We start from the raw sequence: 22,718 nt of genomic DNA, 5'->3' as shown, positions 1-22,718 counted from the left end.
TATCGGCACTGGTGTCGCTCCGGTATAGTGCGAACCCCTTTCACGTCCACGCCCGCCCGGGCAGGAGCCTGCCGATGATGTCCGCCCGTCCCGAGTCGCCCGAAGCCGGTTTCCGGCCGCTGCAGATCTACGAGCAGGTCGCCGAGAAGATCCGCGACGAGATCCGCGCGGGGCGCTATGCGGCCGATTCCCGGCTGCCGTCGGAGCGCGAACTGGCGGCGCTGTTCCAGGTCGGCCGGCCGGCCGTGCGGGAGGCGCTCGGCGCGCTGCAGAACGAAGGCCTCGTGTTCACGAAGCGCAATTCCGGCACCTACGTCGTGCCGGCGCCGCTCGACGTGCTCGCGCTGCGCGGCGACACGCACGGCACGCCGGACGCGGACTTCAGCCCGACGTCGACGCTCGACGTGCGGCTCATTCTCGAACCGGCGATCGCACGCCTCGCGGCCGCGCACGGTCGCGCCGATCCCGTCGCCGAGGGCTATCTTGCGCAGATGGAAACCATCACCGACGTCGACGATCCGCAGCAGCGCGCGGTGTGGAACGAGAGCGACCGACTGTTCCACCGGCAACTCGCGCTGATGACCGGCGACGCGCTGATCGTGAAGATCGCGGACGAAGTCGCGAAGACGATGGACCAGCCGCTGTGGAAGCGGCTGAAGGACGACGGAATCTACGACGCGGGCCGCATCCGGCTCTACGTGTCCGAGCACCGGCTGATCTACGAGGCGATCGTGTCCGGCGACGCCGATGCGGCCGCGTTCTATGTGGAGCAGCACATCCGTCGCGTGCGGCGCGACATCGCGCCGAAATGACTCTTCGCATTGTTCTGGTATTGAAAGAAACCAGATTATAAAAGGTAATTTTTAAATTGCTTGATTATTGACCAGATGTGACATACATTGGTTTCACACAAAACCAATCAGGAGACGCCATGCGACACGTCGTTACAGCACTCTCGGTGGCCATTGCCGCCGGCGCGCTGACTTCCGCCCACGCGCAGGAAGTCGTGATGATCGGCCATTCGGCGCCGCTGACCGGCCCGCAGGCCGCCAATGGCAAGGACAATGAAAATGGCGTGCGGCTGGCCGTCGACGAGCTCAACAAGGCGGGCGTGAAGGTTGCCGGCAAGACCGTCACGTTCAAGCTGCTGTCCGAGGACGACCAGGCCGACCCGAAAGCGGGCGTGCAGGTCGCGCAGAACCTGATCGACAAGGGCGTCGTCGCGGTGCTCGGACCATACAACTCGGGCGTCGCGATTCCCGCGTCGCGCGTGTACGCCAATGCCGGCGTGCCGCTGTTGCCGGTTGCGTCGAACCCGGCGCTCACGCGCCAGGGCTTCAAGAACATCTTCCGGATCGGCGCGAGCGACGAACAGCTCGGCGGCACGATGGCCACGTTCGCCGCGCACACGCTGCACGCGAAGACGGCCGCCGTGATCGACGACCGCACCGCATACGGGCAGGGCGTTGCCGAGCAGTTCATGAAGGTCGCGAAGGAGAGCGGGATCAAGATCGTCGACCAGGAGTACACGAACTCGTCGGCCAGCGATTTCCTCGGCATTCTCACCAAGATCAAGGCCAGCAACCCCGACGTGATTTTCCTCGGCGGCTATGCGGCGCAGGGCGCGCCGATGGCCAAGCAGATGAAGCAGCGCGGGTTGCGCGCGAAGCTGCTCGGCGGCGACGGCATCTGCTCGGCCGACATGGGCAAGGTCGCGGGCGACGCGGCATCGATCGTCTACTGCGCACAGGGCGGCGTCGCGCTCGAGAAGACCGCGGCCGGCCGCGAATTCCTGAAGAAGTACCACGACACCTATCACACGGATACGCAGGTCTACGGCGTCAACTACTACGACGGCATGAAGCTGCTCGCCGACGCGATGGTCAAGGCGGGCACGACCACCGACAAGGCGAAGCTGATCGCGCAGCTGGCGAAGACGAACTACGTCGGCGTCGCAGGCACCTACTCGTTCGATTCCAACGGCGACCTGAAGGGCGCGCCGACGACCGTCTACGTGATCCGCAACGGCCTGCCCGAGCCGTACGCGAAGTAATCGTCAACCGTCACCGGACGGCCGCGGAGCCGCCGTCCGTCGTTTTCACGCATTCGATCGCCCATGAGAATTTCCCGATCCCTTTCCACCGTCGAAGTCCACACCGGCGGCGAAGCGTTCCGTATCGTCACGAGCGGGCTGCCGCGCCTGCCCGGCGACACGATCGTCCAGCGTCGCGCGTGGCTCAGGGAGAATGCCGACGAGATCCGCAAAGCACTGATGTTCGAACCGCGCGGCCATGCCGACATGTACGGCGGCTATCTGACCGAGCCGGTTTCGCCGAATGCCGATTTCGGCGTGATCTTCCTGCACAACGAAGGCTATAGCGACCACTGCGGGCACGGCGTGATCGCGCTGTCGACCGCGGCGGTCGAACTCGGCTGGGTGCAGCGCACCGTGCCGGAAACGCGGGTCGGCATCGACGCGCCGTGCGGCTTCATCGAGGCATTCGTCAAATGGGACGGCGAGCACGCGGGGCCGGTGCGCTTCGTCAACGTGCCGTCGTTCATCTGGCAGCGCGACGTGTCGGTCGACACGCCGTCGTTCGGCACCGTGACCGGCGACATCGCGTATGGCGGCGCGTTCTATTTCTATGTCGACGGTGCGCCGTTCGACCTGCCGGTGCGTGAAGCGGCGGTGGAAAAGCTGATCCGCTTCGGCGCGCAAGTGAAGGCCGCCGCGAACGCGAAATATCCGGTCGTGCATCCGGAGATCCCGGAAATCAACCATATCTACGGCACGATCATCGCGAACGCGCCGCGCCATCCGGGCTCGACGCAGGCGAACTGCTGCGTGTTCGCGGATCGCGAGGTCGACCGCTCGCCGACCGGCTCCGGCACCGGCGGGCGCGTCGCGCAGTTGTACCTGCGCGGCTTGCTCGCGGCCGGCGATACGCTCGTCAACGAGTCGATCGTCGGTACCGTGTTCAAGGGGCGCGTGCTGCGCGAGACGACCGTCGGCGACATCCCGGCCGTGATCCCGGAAGTCGAGGGCAGCGCGCATATCTGCGGATTCGCGAACTGGATCATCGACGAGCGCGATCCGCTGACCTACGGCTTTCTGGTGCGCTGAGCGTCGGCGCCCGGCTCCCCCCGTTGTACCAGGTTTGGCGCGCCGTCCCGTTGCGGGACGCGCGCCTTTTTTTGCACGTGAACACTCGCGGCCGGATGCCGTTCTCGCATGCGCGGGGCGGCTACCCGCCGGTGTGGCGCGCGAGTTTTGGTACGATGCAGCCTTTCCAGCAGATCCCCCACCCGCGTGAATCGCCGAAACGTGTCGTCTGTGCGTGACTTCTGTGCCAAGTGGGTCGCGCGCGCCCAACCCGTCGCCGCCGCTGCCGCCGTGCCCGTCAAGCGTGTCCTGGCCGTCGCCTGGCACCATCTTCGTCATCCGACGCGCCGCGGCGTACTGCTCGCGGCCGCCGCGGTGCCGGCGCTGTTTGCGCTGTACGTGCTGCTGCTGATCCCGTTCACGCCGAGCATCGGCGACATCCGCAAGGCGCGGGTCGACCAGCCCGCTCAGGTGCTGTCCGCCGACGGCAAGCTGCTGGCGGAATTCAAGCCGTCGAACCGCGAATGGGTGCCGCTCAAGCAGATCTCGCCGCACATGGTCGACGCGCTGATCGCGACCGAGGACCACCGTTTCTACGAGCACCACGGCCTCGACTGGAAGCGCACGGCGTCGGCCGCGCTCCATACGTTCTCGGGCGACCGCCAGGGCGGCTCGACGATCACCCAGCAGCTCGCGCGCAACCTGTACCCGGACGAGATCGGCCGTGCGCCGACGCTCACGCGCAAGGTGAAGGAAGCGATCACCGCGCTGAAGATCGAGGCCGTCTACAGCAAGGCCCAGATCCTCGAGACCTACCTGAACACGGTGCCGTTCCTCTACAACGCGTACGGCGTCGAGATGGCCGCGCGCACCTACTTCGACAAGTCGGCCGACGAACTCGACGTGCTCGACAGCGCGACGCTCGTGGGGATGCTGAAGGGCAACAGCTACTACAACCCGGTGCTGAACCCGGAGCGCGCGCTGCAGCGGCGCAACACGGTGCTCGGCCAGATGGTGAAGTACGGCAAGCTGTCGCCCGCGCAGTTCGCCCAACTGCAGCGCCGGCCGCTGCGCATCGACTTCGAACGCCAGAAGGAGTCGCCGGGGCCCGCGCCGCACTTCGCGCAGCAACTGCGCAAATGGCTGATCGGCTGGGCCGACCGCAACGACTACAACATCTACTCCGACGGGCTGGTCGTGCGCACCACGATCGACTCGCGGCTGCAGCAGATGGCGACCCAGGCGCTGACGCAGCAGGCGAACCAGTTGCAGGGCATCGCGAACAACGCATGGAGCGGCCGCGACGGCTGCGGAACCGACAACGAGGTGTTCCGTACCTTCATGCGCGAGTCGCCCGAGTACAAGGCTGCGCTGGATGCGGGCAAGAACGATGCGGCGGCGATGAAGCAGCTCGCGGCCGATCGCGGCTTCATGCGCGCGCTGTGCAAGGCGAAGACCGACGTGCAGGCCGGCTTCGTCGCGATCGATCCGCGTGACGGGCAGATCCGCGCGTGGGTCGGCAGCCGCGACTTCACGAACGAGCCGTTCGATCACGTCGCGCAGGCGCGGCGTCAGCCGGGTTCGACGTTCAAGCCGTTCGTCTATGGCGTCGCGTTCGCGAACGGGATGAAGCCGGACGACACGCTCGTCGACCAGCCGGTCGAGATTCCGCTGAAGGGCGGCGAGATCTGGCGCCCGAACGACGACGTGCCGCCGTCGGGCAAGCCGATGACGCTGCGCGACGCGGTCGCGCTGTCGCGCAACCGGATCACCGCGCAGGTGATGGAGAAGGTCGGGCCGGCCGCCGTCGCCCGGCTCGCACGCGACATGGGCGTGCGCGAAAGCCCGCTCGAGCGCGTGCCGTCGCTCGCGCTCGGCACGAGCCCCGTGACGCTGAAGGAGATGGTCGCGTCGTACGCGACGATCGCGAACGGCGGGCTGTACATCGAGCCGCAGATGGTGACGCGCATCGAGAATCGCCAGGGCGACGTCCTGGCCGAATTCGCACCGGCACCGCCCGAGCGCGCGCTCGATGCCGAGACCGACAAGACGCTGCTCGACGTGATGCGCGACGTCGTCACGCGCGGAACCGGCGGCAGCATCCGCACCCGCTTCGGTATTCGCGGCGACGTGGCCGGCAAGACCGGCACGACGCAGGACAACGCGGACGGCTGGTTCATCCTGATGCAGCCCGGCCTCGTCGCCGGCGCGTGGGTCGGCTTCGACGACGGCCGCGTGACGCTGCGCAGCGACTACTGGGGGCAGGGCGCGCACAGCGCGCTGCCGATCGTCGGCGAGTTCTTCCTGCGCGCGCAGCGTGCTCGGATCATCGACACGAAGGCGAAGTTCGACACCGAGCCGTCGCCGGGCTGGTTCGCGATGGTGCGCGACCGCGTGACGGACCTCTTCGACGGCTGGTTCAAGCCCGAGCCGACGAAGCCGCCCGCACCCGTCAGGACGCAGCGTATCGAGCGTCAGCCCGAGGCCGATGCCGATGCTGCGTCGGCTGCTTCCGCCGCATCGGCGCCCGACGCGGCATCCGGCGGCGTGGTCGAGGAGTGGGTGCCGGCGTCCGAGGTGGCGGCGTCGGCGGCTGCGCTGTCGGCGGCTGCGCCGCAACTGCAACCGATGCAACCTGCGCAACCCGCACCGCCGCCGGCCGCGGGTGGCAGCACGGCGGGCGCGGGCAGCACGGGCAGCGGCGCCGCGCCGGCCGCTGCGCCGCCACCGGCGCCGGCTTCGCCGGACGCCACCGGCGGTTCGGAGTAACCGAGCCGTTCAGTTTTCGCGCGAAGTTGCCGTAATGAAGGTGTTGCGACAACTCGCGCGCTCGCCCCGCGCCTTTCCGATGCGGCTTACCACCGATCACGTCGCGCTGGCGCGCGACGACTTCTCCGCCGGCGTCCCGCTCGGCTTCGATCTCTACGATGCGAGCGGCGCCGCGCTGTTGCCGGCCGGCACGACGCTGCGCGATCCCGCGCAGCACGCATTCCTGTTCGAACATTTCCGCCCTGTGCGCAAGCGCGACGGCACCGAGTCCGACCCGCGCACGCGCGACACCGCGCCGGCCGCGACGCGGATGACGCTGTCGGCGGGTGCCGCGATCGGCATTCGCCGCCGCGTCGGCACGACGCGCGCGCTGCAGCGTTGCCGCCTGATCGGCGTCGGCGCCTCGGGTGTGCTGTTCGTCGAGCCTCGGACGGCGGCGGAGTTCGATTTCGCACCGGGCGACGATGTCGAGGCGGTCGCGATCGGCCGTTCGGCGGTGTCGCGTTTCGGCGCGACCGTCGAATCGGTGCACTTGTCCGGTGCCGCGCCGTTCATGGTTCTGTCGCGGCCGGGCTTCGTCGACCGGCTGCGAACGCGCGCGGAGCCGCGCGTGCCGGTACGGATCGCGGCGTGCTGCTCGGGCGGCCCGGCGGGGACCGAAAGCATCGGGATCGTCCGCGACCTGAGCCTGAGCGGACTGTCGATCGCCGTCGACCGGCCGATCGCGGCGACCGGCGAGCCGCTGCACGTGCAGCTTCCATGCCTGGCGGCCGACCGCGTCGAGTTGCTGACGCTCGCCAGCACGGTGCGCGCGGTGCACGCCGATCCCGCGGCGCCGGCATGGACGCTCCATCACGCCGCGTTCGACGAAACGACCGCGACCGACCGGATCCGCCTCAAGGCATTGCTGTTCGACCTGTCGATGGCGTCGGGGGAGGCCGATCCGGTCCGCTGACGTCGACTCGCGGCGGTGGTTCGATCCGAGGCAAACAGGCGCGGCTGGCCCGTCCGCTCCGATGGGGCCGGCCGGCGCGCGTTCGGCCGCATTGCATTTGAATGCGGCGGAAATCATCTGACGATTGAGCGGAATGCGCGCCGATTGTACGGTTTACGTCAACAGTGAATTAGCGATTTAGGTATTTACCCTGATGTTGGCCGAGCCTAGACTTCTACTCATGCGCAACAGACCACGAGTCCTGAGCGCCTGACAAAACAATCTGGAGGTAAGCATCATGAAATCGCTGATCAAGGCAGTTGCACTGGCCGCTCTGGTGGCCGCACCGGTCGTCTCGTTTGCGCAATCGAACCAGCAGCCGCTGACGCGCGCCCAAGTGCGTGCCGAACTGGTCCAGCTCGAAAAGGCCGGTTACAACCCGAACGACTGGATGAACTACCCGGAAAACATCCAGGCTGCACAGGCGAAGATTGCCGCAGCGCAGGGCACTGGCGCGTCGGTTGACGCCACGGGCTACGGTTCGAACCCGAGCGCGACGTCGCAGTCCGGCCAGCGCGTGGTCGTGCCGGCCGCAGCCGATCGTGCGTCGGTGTACTTCGGCCACTAAGCCGTTCGCTGCACGGCGGTTTTCGAACCGCCGCCCGGTCGTATCGAAAAGCCCGCACTTCAAGCGCGGGCTTTTTTGCGTCCGCGGCCCGCGCGGCGCCGGCTGACAATCCGGTGCGCGTGCGCTAGCATCGCGGTCGATACCGACGCGGTACGACAGCCGTTGCGCCTGGGGGGCCAGCGCCGGCCTGTCCGCAGCACCGCGTGCCGGCGCTCGGCAGCATCGCCGGTCAGGCATCGGGTTCCACGACATCAACGAACAACAAACAATCCAGGAGCATCCATGCGTGTGTTGACCGGTCTGCTGTGCTCGCTGGCGCTGACGGCGAACCTCGCCCATGCCCAGGCGAATTGCGCGGACGCGACGGATCAGGCGGCAATGACCGCGTGTGCCGATCGTGCATACAAGAAATCCGATGCGGAACTGAACCGTACGTACCAGGCCGTCGCCGCCAGGCTGCACGACGCCCGGCCGCTCGCCGAGAAGCTCGTGAACGCGCAGCGCACGTGGATTGCCTACCGCGATGCCGAATGCAACTTTTCCAGCGCGAACGCCGAGGGCGGCAGCGTGTATCCGATGGTCGTGTCGACCTGCCTCGACGATCTGACTAAGACGCGCACCGAGACGCTGAAGGGCTATCTGGCGTGCGAGGAAGGCGATCTCGCGTGCCCGGTGCCTGCCAAGTAACACAACCGCGCTTCGTGCCGCCGGCCGCACGAAGTGCAGTCGGCGCGGCGGGCCGGCTTCGTCCGTTACACGTCGTCCGTTACACGTCGTCCGTTTCGTCGAGCAGCTTGTGTCGCATCGCGTAACGGACCAGCGCCGCTTCGTGCGGCATCTGCATCTTTTCCAGAATCCGCGTCTTGTAGGTGCTGACCGTTTTCGCGCTCACGCACAGCGCCTGCGCGATCTCGGTCAGCGTCTGGCCGGCGGCGATGCGCCGGAACACGTCGAACTCGCGATCGGACAGCCGCTGGTGCGGCAGCGTTTCGGCCGGCTCGTTCAGGCTCTGCGCGAACTGTTCGGCCATCGCGAGGCTCACGTAGACGCCACCCGACGCGACCTTCGTGACCGCGCCGACCAGCTCCGCGCTCGCGCTTTCCTTCGTCAGGTAGCCCGACGCACCCGCGCGGAACGCGCGCACCGCGTATTGCTGCTCCGCGTGCATGGTCAGCACGAGCACGCGCAGCGCGGGCTTCTCGTCCTTGATCTGCTTGATCAGCTCGACGCCGTTGCGACCCGGCATCGACAGGTCGAGCACGAGCACCTGCGCGGGCGTCGAGCGGACGAGCGCGATCGTCGACGGGCCGTCGCACGCCTCGCCGGCCACCTCGAATCCGGTGGCGTTCTGGAGGATGTGCCGCAGACCGTCTCGCACGAGCGTATGGTCGTCGGCGATGAGCACCTTGATCATGAGAGGGTGGTTTCCTGTTGAACGGTGCTGAGGGGAAACGCGACGGTGATCGAGAAGCCGCGCGCGAGCGCGGTGTCGATCGTCACGGTGCCGCCCAGCATGTGTGCGCGCTCGCGAATGCCGATCAGGCCGAACGATTTGTCCTCGTGGGCCGGACCGCCCGGCGCCGCGCCGCGGCCGTTGTCCGCGACGCGCAGCACGCAGAAGCCTTCCTCGACGTCGAGCCGCAGCGCGACACGCGTCGCATCCGCGTGGCGCGCGACGTTCGTCAGCGCTTCCTGCACGATGCGGAACAGCGTGGTCGCACCCGCGCTGGTGAACGTCAGGCCGCCGGTTTCGATGTGGCGCTCGACGTCGATGCCGTAGCGATTCGTGAAATCGTTCGCGAGCCACTCGATCGCGGGCACGAGGCCGAGATCGTCGAGCATCACGGGCCGTAGGTCGGCCGCGATGCGCCGCACCGACGCGACCGTCGCGTCAATCAGCCGGCGCATGGCCTGCAGGTGCGACAGCATGCCTTCGTCGGGCTGCGCGCGCCCGGGCGTGCGCAACTGCTGTTCGACGACGGACAGGTCCATCTTCAGCGCGGTGAGCTGCTGGCCGAGGTCGTCGTGCAGTTCGCGCGCGATGCGGGTCTTTTCCTCTTCGCGCACGTTCTGCAGGTTCGCCGACAGTTCGCGCAGTTCCTCGCGCGACTGCTTCAGCGCATTATCGGCGCGCTGCCGCTCGGTGATGTCGCGCAGCATGACCGTGTAGAGCTTGCCCGACGCATCGCGGATCTGCGAGATCGACGCCTCGATCGGGAATTCCTCGCCGTTGCCGCGCAGCCCGAACAGTACGCGCTGACGGCCCATCTGACGTTCGGACACGCCCGTCACGCCGAACTGGTCGACATGCTTCGCGTGCGCGGCGCGGAATCGCTCGGGGATGAAGCGCGACAGCGGCGCGCCGATCGCTTCCATCGCCGACACGCCGAACACTTGCTCGGCCATCGGATTGAAGATCACGACCGTCTGCTTTTCGTCGATTGTGATGATCGCTTCCATCGACGAACGGATGATGCCCATCATCCGCGCTTCGTTGAGGATGCCGCGGCTGCTGGCGCCGGCGTCGGCGCGGCCGCGCAGCAGCGCATGGACGAGCGCCGCGAACACGAACGACGCGATCAGTCCCGCCGCGAGCACCGTGCCGGCCGCGCGTTGAGCGCCGGTCGCGCTCGGGCGGCCATCGGCGGAATAGGCGAGCGTCAGCACCGTGCCACCGAAATTCAGCTGTTCGGACCGCCGCATCAGGTCGGGCGACATCGACGCTTCGTCGGTCGTCGTCTCGGCGCTCGCGAACGGGTGCGGGTCGTCGCCGGCGGTCATCCGCAGATCGAGCCCGCGTTCCGCGTCGAGCGCGCGCTCGACCAGGTGATTCGGACCCACTTCCGCGCACAGCACGCCGTCGGCGCCGGGCTCGTGCGGGCTGGATGACGCGACGGCCGTGCGCGGCGGGGCCGTCGCGGGCAGGAACAGCGTGAGGGTGCGCGTGTCGCGGGACGTATCGTCGTCGGCCGGGTGGATGCCGAGCGCGACGTCGCCGGTGCGCAGCGTACGCGCGAGCGGCGCGGCGTCCGACGCGCCGAAGCGGACGACGACCGAGCTCGATGTCGGGGCGCTGAGCGTGGCGACGGCCAGCGAGCCGGCCGGCATCGGCGCGTTGCCGGCGAGGGCGCTGCGCGCGGCCGGCGACAACGGCGCATAGCCGATCTGCCGGACCGGCGAATACCCGTTGTCGAGACCGAGCGTGTCGGCGTACCGGCGCCATTGGTCGGGTGTCATCTGCGGCGCGAGACCGTACGCGCCGCGCGCGCTTTCGAGCACGGCGACGCCGGACTGCAGTTCGTGGCGCAGCATCGCGGTCACATGCGCGGTGCGGCGTTCGAAGCGCGTATGGACGGCGCCCTGCCACTGCTCGCGAACGAGCAGCGCAACGCCGAGCGACAGCGCGGCGCCGGCGAACAGCGTGACGACGCCGGCCGCGAGCGGCTGGCGTAACATGGTCTTGAGGCGCGTGGGCCCTCGGGCATCACGCGGCGGGGTTCCACTGGCGGTCATTCGATGGCCATTCTGGTGTCGGGGCCGCCTGTGGCACGCAGGCGGCGCGGCAAAGCCGGGAAAAACCCGCACCGGCCACGTGCGGCGTCTATTTTCGAGATGAAATTGTGCGCGGTTTACACGCTTTTTGTAATAGGGGTCAGTTAAAAAGACGGTGACCGGGCGTTGCAGCGCGCGTACCGGCCGCACTTGACGCGCATCAACCGGCGCGCCGGCACGTGGGGCAGACTGTTCGGCAGGCGAGCGGGCATCGGGCCGGCTCGCGGTGACGGGCCTGCGTGGCGCAAAGCGCAACGCAGGCCCGGTCGGAGGGTGGACCATGTACAAGCGGATTTTCGTCGGGCTCGACGGCAGCCCGAGCGCGCGTCTCGCGCTGAACGAGGCGATCCGGATCGCGGCGGCGTCCGGCGGCGAAGTCATGTGCGCATATGTCGTCGAGCACCGGCCGCAGCTAGTCGACGTCGATGCAGGCTTTGCGGCCGAACGCGACGGCGATGCGGCGGCATCCGATGCGGCGACGCCGGTGCTCGACGACGCGAAAGCCGTGCTCGCGCAGCAGCATGTGCCGGGCACCGTGCGCGCGCTCGACGCGTACGGCGAGGACGTTGCCGCGGTGCTGATGCGCACGGCCGCCGAAGCCGGCGCCGATCTGATCGTGATGGGCACGAGCGGGCGCCACGGCCTGCGCCGGCTGCTGCTCGGCAGCGTCGCGGAATCGCTGCTGCGCGCGGCCGATCGGCCCGTGCTGCTGGTGCGCCACGACGAGGCGGCGGCAGCGGCGACTGCGTGACGGTCGCCTGGCGGCGCTGACGCATGGCGGGGCGGGCAGGGCCTTCGCGAGCAGATCGCTGTTGCTGGGCGATCGCGTGTCGCGCACGCTGATCGTCGCACCGCGTATGCGCATGCCGGCATGTCCGCCGCGCGGGACGGCCGGTTGCGTCGTGCCCCGTCCTTCTGGCAGCATCGACGCGGGTTCGCCCCTGTCGTCGCGCGCTGCATTGCGCGCGCGGCCCGGTTGCCGCGCGCATGGTCGCGGCGACCGATGCAGCGGTACGCCCCTCACGGCCTCGCGTCGTCGCTCGGCCGTGAGTCGCATACCGGTTCCATACTTGGTCCACGTCATCCGCCATGCCGATTTCCGCCGCCGACCTGATTCTCCAGTTCAACCTGCAGCCGCATCCGGAAGGCGGCTATTTCAGGGAAACCTACCGCGCGACCGATCCGGTCGTGCGCCCGGCCGACGGTGCGCCGCGCGCGGCGTCCACCGCGATCTACTACCTGTTGTGCGACGGCGCGTATTCGTCGTGGCACCGGATCCGTTCCGACGAGGTCTGGCATTTCTACGCGGGCGATCCGCTCGAAGTGTGGGTGCTCGACGAGCAGGACGGGCTGACGATCCACCGGCTTGGCAATCCGCTCACGCATCCGGGCACCGTGTTCCAGGCCGTCGTGCCGGCCGGGCGCTGGTTCGGCGCGCGCTGCGCGTCGTCCGGGCACGTTGCGCTCGTCGGCTGCACGGTGGCGCCGGGTTTCGAGTTTTCGGAATTCGAGCTCGCGGATGCGGCAGCACTGAGCGCCACCTTTCCCGAGTACGCCGAATACGTCGCGCGGCTCGCGCAGCGTTCCGACGCGTAAGTACGCCGGCGACGATCGTGCCGACCGCTCTGGCGGCCGCGGTCGAGCGCGGCCGCTGCGCGCGGCATTGACCAAACCCGTTTAGAATGCCCGTGATGCAGGGTTGGCTGCGGGCGTGCCGCGGCGACCGCTGCCAGCCGTATCGGCGGCCGCCCCGCCGCACGGTTCGCCAGTCTTCCAGGAGCGCCGCCGTGTGGCACTTTCCCATCGCGATTCCCTCGTCGCTCGGCCCGTGGGCCGTGTTCGCGAGCGTGCTGATCACGCAGCTCGGCGTGCCGGTGCCTGCCGTGCCGATGCTGATTCTCGGCGGCACGATGGCGGCGATGGGGCAGGCGTCCTGGGCGAGCATGTTCGCGGCGGCGATCGGCGCGACGATGCTCGCCGATTCGCTGTGGTTCTTCATGGGGCGCACGCGCGGCCGTCGTCTGCTGAACGGGCTCGTGCGCTTCTCGCTGTCGCTCGACACGACGTTGCGCTTCGCGCGTAACGTATTCGAAAGATACGGTGCGCCGCTGCTCGTCCTGTCCAAATTCCTGCCGGGCCTCGGGCTCGTGTCGGCGCCGCTGCTCGGCACGACCGCGATCGGCGTCGGCGTATTCCTGTTCTGGGATCTGGCCGGTGCGTCGTTGTGGGCCACGGTGTGGCTCGTCGGCGGCGCAGCCGTTCACGACCAGATCGTGCAGTTCGTGCTGTGGGTGCGCGCGAGCGGCGGCACGATCCTCGACGCATTCCTCGCGATCTTCATCACGTTCCTGCTGTACCGCTGGGTGCGCCGCGTGCAATTCCGGCGTTATCTGGCACAGGTGCGGATCTCGCCGCCGCAACTGGTCGAGATGATGACGTCGAACGAACCGCCGCTGATCTTCGATGCGCGCCCGCGCGCGGTGCGCGAGCGCGAGCCGTTCAGGATCGCCGGCGCGGTGCCGGTCGATCTCGATTCGCCGGACCTGCTCGATCCCGAGGTGCTGAAGCGGCCGATCGTCGTGTATTGCGTGTGCCCGAACGAGGCGACCGCGAAGCGCCTGATCGCGAAGATGCAGCGCAAGAAGATGATCCACAACATCCGCGCGCTGAAGGGCGGGCTCGACGCGTGGGAAAAGCACGGGTACCCGGTCGAGCCGCTGCCGGCCGATCTCGATGCGTCGCGTTATTTCGTGCGGCCCGACCACGGCGGGCTCGACGGCGAATATACGGTGCGCGCGACGTTGTCCAAATAAAGCGCACACCGCGCCGCCGATTCGAATTTCATTCCCTGATTTCAGACCAACCGGTCACTACGAAAATCGGTTGGCACGAAACGTCTGATTATTCATATAATCCCGCCTGCATATTGCGTGCGCTTGATTGCGCACATTCGACGCGAGTCCGTTCGCGCCGAAAGCGATTGATCCCGTTGCCGCCTGCTACGCGCACAGCCGCGTCGCGCGGGCCGCACGGGCGTATTCCGTGAAAGGCCCGATCCGTCTTCCGGATTGTTCCGGAACATGCCGATAATCTTCGGCGATTCCAATCGGAGTGGCGCAGTATCCGCAACGTTTTCATCTGGAAAACGGCGGCGGGGATTTTTCGTTTTCGGTTTGCCGGGATCGGCATGAACGGTCGCGCATTGACATCGACAATGACGGCGGCCGGTTCGCGGCTGCCAGGAGACGGACTTGAAACAACCAGAAGACCAGCTGCACCGCGGGCTGGAAGAGCGGCACATCAACCTGATGGCGCTCGGCGCCACCATCGGCGTCGGCCTGTTCCTCGGCTCGGCCACCGCGATCCGCACGGCCGGCCCGGCCATCCTGCTGACCTACCTGCTGGGCGGTATCGTGATTTTCCTGATCATGCGCGCGCTTGGCGAAATGGCGATCACCAATCCGGTAGCAGGCGCATTCAGCCGCTATGCACGCGACTACCTCGGTCCGCTCGCGGGCTACCTGACCGGCTGGACCTACTGGTTCGTGTGGATCGTCACCTGCATGGCGGAAATCACCGCGGTCGGCGTCTACATGCACATGTGGGTTCCCGGCGTGCCGAACTGGATCTGGGCCCTCGCCGCGCTCACCGCGATGGGCGCGGTGAACTTCATCGCGGTCAAGCTGTACGGCGAATTCGAGTTCTGGTTCGCGCTGATCAAGATCGTCACGATCGTGTTGATGATCGTCGGCGGCGGCCTGATGATCGCGTTCGGCATCGGTAACGGCGGCGTCGCGACGGGCATCTCGAACCTGTGGGCGCACGGCGGCTTCATGCCGCACGGCATCGACGGCGTGATCGGCGCGCTGCCGATCGTGATGTTCGCGTATCTCGGCGTCGAGATGCTCGGCCTCACGGCCGGCGAGGCGCGCAACCCGGAGAAGTCGCTGACGAAGGCCGTCAACTCGGTGTTCTGGCGCGTGCTGATCTTCTACATCGGCGCACTGTTCGTGATCATGTCGCTGTATCCGTGGGACCAGATCGGCACGCAGGGCAGCCCGTTCGTGATGACGTTCTCGCGGCTCGGGATCCCGGCCGCCGCCGGCATCATCAACTTCGTCGTGCTGACGGCGGCGCTGTCGTCGTGCAACAGCGGCCTGTTCAGCACCGCACGGATGCTCTACAACCTCGCGCAGCAGGGCCAGGCGCCGGCCAGGCTTGGCCGCGTGAACCGCAACGGCGTGCCGGTGTACGGCGTACTCGTGTCGGTCGCGCTGCTGCTGATCGGCGTGCTGCTGAACTATCTCGCACCGCAGCACGTATTCGTGTGGCTGACGTCGGTGTCGACGTTCGGCGCGATCTGGACGTGGTGCGTGATCCTGATCGCACAGATGCGCTTTCGCCGGACGCTGTCGGCCGACAGGGTCGCGCGCCTGCCGATCCGCGTGCCGTTCTATCCGCTCGGCTCGTTCGCCGCACTGGCGTTCCTCGCGCTGGTCGTCGTGCTGATGGCGTTCTCGCCGGATACGCGTGTCGCGCTCGTGATCGGCCCGGTGTGGATCGTGCTGCTGGGCATCGCGTATGCGGTGTTCTACGCGAACCGCCCGGCGACGTCGGTCTCGACGGAGTCGTAAGCGACCCGGGCGACGGGCGCTGCGCCGCGCACCCGAAATGTGCGCGCGGCGCAGCGCGGCCGGCACGTGTGTTGATCGCAATCATGCACGCGCGGCCCGGGCATCATATGCTGTTTGAATTGCTTGTCCGCGCTTCGCATGGCCATCCGCCGATGCCTGCGACCGCGCCGGCCGTCCGGCCGCCGCGCGTCGATTCCGCGCGAAGCTCCGGGCGTCGCTTCACGACGATGCACCCGCAAGGAGGCTTTCGCCATGCAATCCACCCAGTCCATCCCGCCGCTCGCCCGGATCGCGCTGGTCGTCGATCCGACACCGGAATCGCTGTCCGCCGCGCGCTATGTGAGCACGCTGCTGCGTCCCGGCATGCGGGTGCGCATCGTCTGCGCAATCGACAACCCGCGTCTCGTGCTGCCCGACATCCCGCGCATCGACGCGCTGCTGACGTCGGCGCGCGACGACATGGTGCGCGAAGCGCAGGCGGTGCTCGAGCACACGGCCGCGCTGTTCGCCGGCGCCGGCGTGGAACTCGAGCAGGCGATCGTCGATACGTCGGTCACGGGCGGCTCGGTGGCCAATGCGCTCGCGAACGATACGTCGACCTGGCAGGCCGATGTGCTCGCGGTCGGCGCGAATCCGCATCATGGGCTGCTGCGGCTCGTCGAAGGCGCGATGTCCGACACGCTCGCCACGCGTGCCCGCTGCGCGTTGCTGATCGTGCCGGCCGACTACGCACGGCCGTCGGACGGGCCGCTGCAGCGCCTGATGTTCGCGGTCGACGGCAGCGAGCCGTCGTTGCATGCGGTTCATGTCGGGCTCGGCTTCGCGGCGCCGACGACGCTGCTGTACGCGGCCTATGTCGTCGATCGCGCGGTTCGTCTGACCGATATCGTGCCGGTGCGCGCGCTGGAGGATGCGTATCGCGCGGAGGGCGAGGATGCGCTCGCGCGCATCGGCCCGGTGTTTCATGCCACCGGGAACCCGACCAAGCGCGGCATCGTCGAAACTCGTCCGACCAGCGACGACGTCGCGCACGCGCTGATGCGCGACGCCGTGCACTGGCATGCGGAACTGTTGGTGGTCGGCACGCACGGCCGGCGCGGTATCGCCGCGTGGCTGATCGGCAGCGTCGCGCGGCGCGTCGCCCATCTCGCGCAGGTGCCGGTGCTGCTGGTGCGCGGTGCCGCATGAATGTCGCGATGAAGCACAAGCGAAGCGGACATTCGTTGACCTGCATCAGAAACGGCGTGAATGTTGCGTGAGACATTGACGCAATATTGCCGGTGGAAGACGGTTCGTCCGTGTGCGATGCGTGCGCACGGATACATCGGTCGCGCGACGCGTCGAAACGTGCCGACAATGCCCGCGATCGAACGCGCGGCGGGCGTCGTTTCTCACCGGTCATTTTCCGGAACCGGGCCATGCATCGCATGGCGCGATCCGATCAAGCACTCTCTGGCACGAGGGTAGGCAGCAGGCTGCTGCCTTGGGCGACGGACGGGGTGTCGATCACCCCGTCCGCTTCCCCGGCCCCGTCGAACAGCTTTCCTCGCAGGAATGCTTCGTTGATGTCGCCGTGCGGAACGGCGCGTAATGACACGTAATCACCTATCACGGCACGCGATCGCGCGGTTGCGGATCGGTGTGGACGTCGGCATGCGATGCGCTGTCACGCACTATGCGCTCGCTGCCGGAGCGTCGACGCAGTCGTGATGCGGCCTCGTGCCGCGCGGGCTGCGTTCGGGCATGCAGGCGTCACGCCGTTATGTGATGCGAAGGGCGTGCAGGGCATGCCGACGGCCGGCGCCGCGGCATACGCGTGCGCGGCGATGCGCGCCATGCAATCGTCCTCGTGTGCCGGGCGCGCGATTGCGCAGCCGCGGCCAGCCGGGGCGCGTCTTGCGGCGCGTTCCCGGAACGACCGGTGCATCGGCAGCGGCGCGTGCGCACAGCGCGGTGGCGAACCGCTGCAGCGCGAACACCGACCCCGCGACGCTCTGGTATTTTTCGCGGCCGATCTGCCCGTCGAGCGTGACGAGCAAACCCGACTCGCGCGCGAGCGCGAGCAGCGCGTCCAGATCTGCGGGCGGGCGGATGCCGGCCTGCACCGCGGGCGCGGCGTGCTCAGGTGTGCGCCGCTGTCCGTCCCGGGTCCGGAAGTTACGAGGTGTCATGGTTGGTCTCCTGCGCCGGACCCCGCGTACCGGCTCGACGGCCGGCTGAGCGATGACCCGGTATGAACGCTCGGTTCATGACGTCAGTATCGGCCCGGCGGCCGGCATTGCCAATCGGCGCGTGCTGAAGTCGCTGTCAGGCATTGCGCGCGACCTATCGGAATCCGCTGACACGCGAGGCGAACGATCTGCCGCGGCGCCGCGGTTCGATTCGGCCGCGCACGGCACCCCGTGCCGCGATCCGCTGCATTTCAACTGACGAATCGTGGCCGTTGCCGGCGCTTGACGCAGGTTTTCGACCGGACTAAGTTCCTCACTGCATCGACGTCGCGCGGCGCTCCATCTGCCGCCTGATCGACGGTGCCGCGCCTCGGGGCGGCGTGGCAAGGCTTCCAGTCTTCCAGTGGTTCGCGGGCGATCTGCCTCGCGGGCGCTGTGCGCGCACCGGTCCTTCGGCGGATCGGCGCGACGGTATGCAACATACCGTTGATCGAGCGCAAACACGCTTCGGCGCATCGCACGCCGGGCGGCCGTCCAGTCTCCAAACTTCCGGTAGCGTCATCTTTTTGTTCCTCGACCGTCAGGAGCTCGTCGATGTCACAGGACAATCTGCTCGATTCACTCAAGGAAGTCGCCGAACGGCGTGCAATCGGCGCCGACCAGTTGCGTACGATGCTCGACGACGAAGTGCGTGCACTGTCGTCCGACGCGCGCGTGCACGACTACATCCATGTGTTCGCGATTCGCCACCTGCGCGAACGGATGCGCAGGCAGGACGAGCTCGAACGCGATACGCCGGCCAGCACACCGCACCGCGAACCGGATCAGGCGACGAGCCGCCGTCTGTGAAACACGGGCGCCGCGGGCCGGCCCAGCCCCCCGCGGCGTCTGCGCAATCGTCCTGACAGCGGGCTTGCGACGGTCGGCGGATTTCGTCAGACAATTGACTGAATTGTCGCGACGGCCTCAAGTAAGCGGCGCAAATGCCGTATACCCGGTGAATTCGTCCACCGGGCGTTCGCGCTCCCTTACCGAGTCGTTGCCATGTTCTCGTCCATCCGGACCCGTATCCTCGCCGCGTGCGTTGCCATCGTCGTATTCGCACTCGTCGCCACCACACTGATCAATTATTTCATCGCGCACACGTACAACGACGACGCGATCGACCGCAACCTCACTTCCGTCGCCAGCGGCCACGTGGTCGGCATCGGCGACTGGGTCGCGACCCGGAGCCGGATGATCGTGTCGCTGCAGGACGCCGCCCTGTCGCCCGATCCGGTGCCGGTCTTCAAGCAGATGGCCGAGGCCGGCGGCTTCACCAACGTCTACGTCGGCTACGCGGACAAGGCGTTCCATTTCTCCGACCCGACCGGCATCGGGTCCGACTACGATCCGACCAGCCGTCCGTGGTACAAGCAGGCCGCGCAGGCCGGCAAGCCGGTCGTCACGCCGCCGTACATCGACGCGGGCACCGGCAACCTGGTCGTCACGTTCGCGGTGCCGATCCTGCGCGATGGCGGGCTGAAGGGCGTCGTCGCAGCCGACGTCGCGATGGACAGCGTGATCGCGAACGTGAAGTCGATCCGCCCGACGCCCGCGAGCTTCGGGATGTTGATCGACAGCAACGGCCACATCGTCGCGCATCCGGACGCGAAGCTCACGCTGAAGCCGGTCACCGACGTGTCGCCCGATCTCGCCGCGCTGAGCGCGCCGGTCGAAGTGCACGTCGGCGGCGACGCGAAGCTGGTGCGAGCGCAGGCCGTGCCGGGTACCGACTGGTATGCGCTGGTACTGCTGGACAAATCCGAAGCGACAGCCGGGATGCGTTCGCTGCTGACCGCTTCGCTGATCACGCTGGTGGTGATCGTCGGCGTCGCGTCGCTGATCGTCGGCGCGATCACGGCGACCGCGTTCCGCCGCCTGTCGCAGGTGCGTCAGGCGATGGCGTCGATCGGCTCGGGCACGGGCGACCTCACGCAGCGCCTGCCGGCCGAAGGCCGCGACGAGGTGGCCGACATCGCGCGCTCGTTCAACAGTTTCGTGGACAAGCTGAACGACGTGATGCGCCAGATTCGCGATGCGAGCGAGTCGGTGCGTACGGCCGCGAACGAAATCGCCGCCGGCAACCAGGATTTGTCGTCGCGCACCGAATCGGCGGCGGCGAGCCTGGAGGAAACGGCCGCGTCGATGGAAGAAATCACCGCGACGGTCGGCCAGTCGGCCGCTGCCGCCGGCCAGGCCGACGAACGCGCGGCCGCCGCGTCGCGGATCGCGTCGCACGGCGGCGTGGTCGTGTCCGACGTCGTCGCGACGATGGAGAGGATCGAGGAAGCGTCGGGCCGGATCGGCGACATCATCGGCGTGATCGACGGGATCGCGTTCCAGACCAACATCCTCGCGCTGAACGCGGCAGTCGAGGCGGCGCGCGCCGGCGAGCAGGGGCGCGGTTTCGCGGTGGTCGCGCAGGAAGTGCGCAGCCTCGCGCAGCGCAGCGCGCAGGCCGCGCGCGAGGTGAAGGTACTGGTCGAATCGACGGTCGCGAGCGTGTCGGCCGGGTCGGGGCAGGTGCGCCAGGCCGGCGACACGATGCGCGAGATCGTGTCGAACGTCGCGAACGTTACAACGATCATCTCCGAGATCACGCACGCGGCGAACGAACAGACGCGCGGGATTCAGGAAGTGAATCGCGCGGTCACGCAGCTCGACGAAATGGTGCAGCAGAACGCGGCGCTCGTCGAACAGTCGACCGCGGCCGCGACCGCGTTGCAGACGCAGGCGAACGCGCTCGCGTTGACGGTCGGGCAGTTCAAGGTCGCATGACCTGGGCCTGAGCCGGGCGGCGCGATCGGCAATCGGCCGATCCGTGTGCTCGCAATGCGCGTGACGGTGCCGGCCGTCAAGTGTTGCCGTCGTCGCGCATCAACGCGAGACGGTTGTAGAGGGTCTTCAGGCTGATGCCGAGCGCTTTCGCGGCTTGTGGCTTGTTGCCGTCGAAGTGATCTAACGTCGCCGCGATAAAGCGCTGCTGTACATGGTGCAGCGTCGCGCCGAGCGGCAGCGCCATGGCATCGTCCGACGTATGGCCGGGCAGTATCGTCGGCTTCGGCAGCGCGACGTCGATCCCGTCGTCCGCGAGGATGTACGCGCGCTCGATCGTGTTGTGCAACTCACGCACGTTGCCGGGCCACGAATACGCGCGCAGCGCCGCGATCGCCGCATCGGTCAGCTGTTTGTGCGAGCGGTGCCGCGCGTTTAGCGTGTCGACGAATTCGTGCGCGATCGTCTCGACGTCGCCGTCCCGCTGGCGCAGCGGCGGCACGTACAACGCGAACGCGGCGAGGCGGTAGAATAGGTCCTCGCGCAGCCGGCCGTCGCGCACGGCCTCGGCCGGATTGTGACGGGTCGCCGACAGGATGCGCACGTCGAGCGGGATCGATTCGGTGCCGCCGACCCGCACGATCGTGTTGGATTCGAGCGCCCGCAGCAGCTTCACTTGCAGCGCAGCGGGCATTTCCGCGATCTCGTCGAGCAGCAGCGTGCCGCCGCACGCGGCTTCGAAGAACCCTTCGCGCTGCGCGACCGCGCCGGTGAAGCTGCCTTTCTCGTGGCCGAACAATTGCGCCTCGGCGATATCGGCCGGAATCGCGCCGCAGTTCACGGGCACGAACGGCCCGTCGCGACGCGTGCTGAGGTCGTGCAGCCGGCGGGCGACGATATCCTTCCCGACCCCGCTTTCGCCGGCAATCATCACGCTCGCGCGGGTCGGCGCGATTTTCTCGATACGGCCGAGCAACGTGCGCATCGCGGCGGAGCGGCCGGACAGCCGGCGTGCATCGGCGCGTTGTTTTGAACGGGGGGCGGATTCAGCCATGGGTTCAGGCGGGCCGGTTTGAAAATAGGCACCGCGCGTTTCCTTCGTTGCAATATTTATCATCGACAGCGCAACGGAACGGAAGGTGCCGCGGTATAGAAATTTCCAATGCCGGGGCCGATGCTGCAAGGAATACTCGATCGCGGCGGTCGGGTCGCCCAGCGGTGCGTTTTTACATCGCTGCAATGAAAAATCGAAAGCCGCGTGCAATCGCATCCGCGCAGATGCGGCGTCCGGCCGACCGGCACGCCGGCCGTGGTCCGCGGTGCCGGGGGCGGTGCGGCGCGGTAGCGAACGGTCTGGCCTCGGGTACGTCCGTTGCGGGGGCGCGTAGGCTCGCCCGATGCGTTCGACGGCATGCCGTCGCATGACGGTCGCTGGCGCGATGCAAGGAAACGATGAGGACTTATACCCGTGAGCTGTTCCGGCAGGGTGCATGGGTCGTGCTGGCCGTCGGGGCGGCGTCCGCGCTGCAGGCGTGGGCGATGCGCGTCGTCGGCGCGCATGAACCGTTTGCACCGCTGCCTTTCTATGCAGGCGTCGCAGCCGCCGCATGGCTGACGTCGTTCGCCGGCGGGCTGGCCGCGACGGCTGCCAGCGTGGCCGCGATCGCCGTGCTGTGGTGGCCGGATGCGCCGATGGCCGCGCTGCTCGCGCAGGCCGGCGCGTTCGTCGCGATCGGTTTCGTCGAGTGCGTGCTGGTGATGGCCGTGAAGCCGCTGCTCGCGAGCGAACGGCTGCGCGGCGCGGTCGATGCCGCCGAGGACGCCGGGCGGATGCCGCGACACGAACCGGCTCCCGCGGCGCGCTCGCTCGACGACATCCTGCTGCGCCGCGTGGTCGATGCCTCGCCCGATGCGATCGTCGGCGTCGATGCCGACCGGCGGATCACGAGCTGGAATCCGGCCGCCCGGCGCATCTTCGGCATGGATGCCGCGACGGTGCTCGGACACGACGTGACGACGCTGATCGCGCCGCGCTGCCTGCCCAGGCATCCCGTCCCCGTGTCGTTCGCGCACGCGCGCGAGCCCTCCGGCCCGCTCCCCCTCCTCCGTT

19 protein-coding genes are annotated in these 22,718 nt (G+C 68.0%); 15 read left to right on the top strand and 4 right to left on the bottom strand.

The window, feature by feature from the left end:
• Positions 1-74 precede the first annotated feature (74 nt).
• The 7 genes from J7024_RS14045 (at position 75) to J7024_RS14015 (ending at position 8,121) form a co-directional block, all read left to right on the top strand.
• Positions 75-812, top strand: a complete 738-nt coding sequence (locus J7024_RS14045) for a FadR/GntR family transcriptional regulator (protein ID WP_124826037.1) — start codon at positions 75-77, stop codon at positions 810-812.
• 119 nt (positions 813-931) lie between these two features.
• Positions 932-2,053, top strand: a complete 1,122-nt coding sequence (locus J7024_RS14040; protein ID WP_124826036.1) for a branched-chain amino acid ABC transporter substrate-binding protein — start codon at positions 932-934, stop codon at positions 2,051-2,053.
• 63 nt (positions 2,054-2,116) lie between these two features.
• Complete coding sequence (gene lhpH / locus J7024_RS14035; protein WP_175769991.1) at positions 2,117-3,124, top strand: trans-3-hydroxy-L-proline dehydratase; 1,008 nt, start codon at positions 2,117-2,119, stop codon at positions 3,122-3,124.
• A 210-nt stretch (positions 3,125-3,334) separates the two neighbouring features.
• A complete protein-coding gene (locus J7024_RS14030; protein ID WP_233409990.1) occupies positions 3,335-5,872 on the top strand; it encodes a penicillin-binding protein 1A in 2,538 nt (845 codons plus the stop codon).
• A 79-nt stretch (positions 5,873-5,951) separates the two neighbouring features.
• Positions 5,952-6,827 (top strand): PilZ domain-containing protein, encoded by an 876-nt coding sequence (locus J7024_RS14025; protein WP_234745132.1) that lies wholly within the window; start codon positions 5,952-5,954, stop codon positions 6,825-6,827.
• Between the two features lie 277 nt (positions 6,828-7,104).
• Complete coding sequence (locus tag J7024_RS14020) at positions 7,105-7,434, top strand: DUF4148 domain-containing protein (protein ID WP_124826032.1); 330 nt, start codon at positions 7,105-7,107, stop codon at positions 7,432-7,434.
• A gap of 282 nt (positions 7,435-7,716) precedes the next feature.
• A complete protein-coding gene (locus J7024_RS14015; protein WP_124826031.1) occupies positions 7,717-8,121 on the top strand; it encodes a lysozyme inhibitor LprI family protein in 405 nt (134 codons plus the stop codon).
• A 79-nt stretch (positions 8,122-8,200) separates the two neighbouring features.
• On the opposite strand, the gene J7024_RS14010 is transcribed toward J7024_RS14015, so the two are convergent.
• Positions 8,201-8,848: a response regulator gene (locus tag J7024_RS14010; RefSeq protein WP_006755659.1), complete on the bottom strand. Its 648-nt coding sequence runs from the start codon at positions 8,846-8,848 to the stop codon at positions 8,201-8,203.
• Positions 8,845-10,947, bottom strand: coding sequence for a PAS domain-containing sensor histidine kinase (locus tag J7024_RS14005; protein WP_234745141.1), 2,103 nt, complete (start codon positions 10,945-10,947; stop codon positions 8,845-8,847). The genes J7024_RS14010 and J7024_RS14005 overlap by 4 nt, the downstream gene beginning before the upstream one ends.
• A 319-nt stretch (positions 10,948-11,266) precedes the next feature.
• On the opposite strand from J7024_RS14005, the gene J7024_RS14000 reads away from it, so the two are divergent.
• From J7024_RS14000 to J7024_RS13980, 5 genes are all read left to right on the top strand, one after another.
• Positions 11,267-11,737, top strand: a complete 471-nt coding sequence (locus J7024_RS14000) for a universal stress protein (protein WP_124826029.1) — start codon at positions 11,267-11,269, stop codon at positions 11,735-11,737.
• A gap of 338 nt (positions 11,738-12,075) precedes the next feature.
• Entirely contained in the window at positions 12,076-12,582 is a 507-nt protein-coding gene (locus J7024_RS13995; protein ID WP_124826028.1) for a cupin domain-containing protein, read from the top strand.
• A gap of 191 nt (positions 12,583-12,773) precedes the next feature.
• Positions 12,774-13,799 (top strand): DedA family protein/thiosulfate sulfurtransferase GlpE, encoded by a 1,026-nt coding sequence (locus J7024_RS13990; RefSeq protein WP_124826027.1) that lies wholly within the window; start codon positions 12,774-12,776, stop codon positions 13,797-13,799.
• A gap of 438 nt (positions 13,800-14,237) precedes the next feature.
• The gene (locus tag J7024_RS13985; RefSeq protein ID WP_124826026.1) at positions 14,238-15,620 is read left to right on the top strand and encodes an amino acid permease; all 1,383 of its coding nucleotides are present in this window, start codon (positions 14,238-14,240) and stop codon (positions 15,618-15,620) included.
• Positions 15,621-15,872: 252 nt separating this feature from the next.
• On the top strand, positions 15,873-16,808 hold the full coding sequence (locus J7024_RS13980) for a universal stress protein (RefSeq protein WP_124826025.1): 936 nt from the start codon (positions 15,873-15,875) through the stop codon (positions 16,806-16,808).
• Positions 16,809-17,380: 572 nt separating this feature from the next.
• Here the strand turns inward: J7024_RS13980 and J7024_RS13975 are convergent.
• Positions 17,381-17,791, bottom strand: a complete 411-nt coding sequence (locus J7024_RS13975) for a hypothetical protein (protein ID WP_124826296.1) — start codon at positions 17,789-17,791, stop codon at positions 17,381-17,383.
• Between the two features lie 594 nt (positions 17,792-18,385).
• Here J7024_RS13975 and J7024_RS13970 point away from each other — a divergent pair.
• Complete coding sequence (locus J7024_RS13970; RefSeq protein WP_175750580.1) at positions 18,386-18,640, top strand: DUF3562 domain-containing protein; 255 nt, start codon at positions 18,386-18,388, stop codon at positions 18,638-18,640.
• A 195-nt stretch (positions 18,641-18,835) separates the two neighbouring features.
• Positions 18,836-20,611, top strand: coding sequence for a methyl-accepting chemotaxis protein (locus J7024_RS13965; protein ID WP_234745131.1), 1,776 nt, complete (start codon positions 18,836-18,838; stop codon positions 20,609-20,611).
• Between the two features lie 76 nt (positions 20,612-20,687).
• Here the strand turns inward: J7024_RS13965 and J7024_RS13960 are convergent, their stop codons facing one another.
• The gene (locus J7024_RS13960; RefSeq protein WP_124826022.1) at positions 20,688-21,725 is read right to left on the bottom strand and encodes a sigma-54 interaction domain-containing protein; all 1,038 of its coding nucleotides are present in this window, start codon (positions 21,723-21,725) and stop codon (positions 20,688-20,690) included.
• A 335-nt stretch (positions 21,726-22,060) separates the two neighbouring features.
• Here J7024_RS13960 and J7024_RS13955 point away from each other — a divergent pair.
• Positions 22,061-22,718, top strand: a 658-nt coding sequence (locus J7024_RS13955; RefSeq protein ID WP_234745130.1) for a PAS domain S-box protein, incomplete at its 3' end; no start/stop codon positions are given.

Source organism: Burkholderia sp. WTPI3 (genome assembly GCF_021483755.1).
Lineage (GTDB): Bacteria > Pseudomonadota > Gammaproteobacteria > Burkholderiales > Burkholderiaceae > Burkholderia.
The sequence above is the reverse complement of the archived record's forward strand: the minus strand, read 5'-3'. Positions and strand labels throughout refer to the sequence as shown.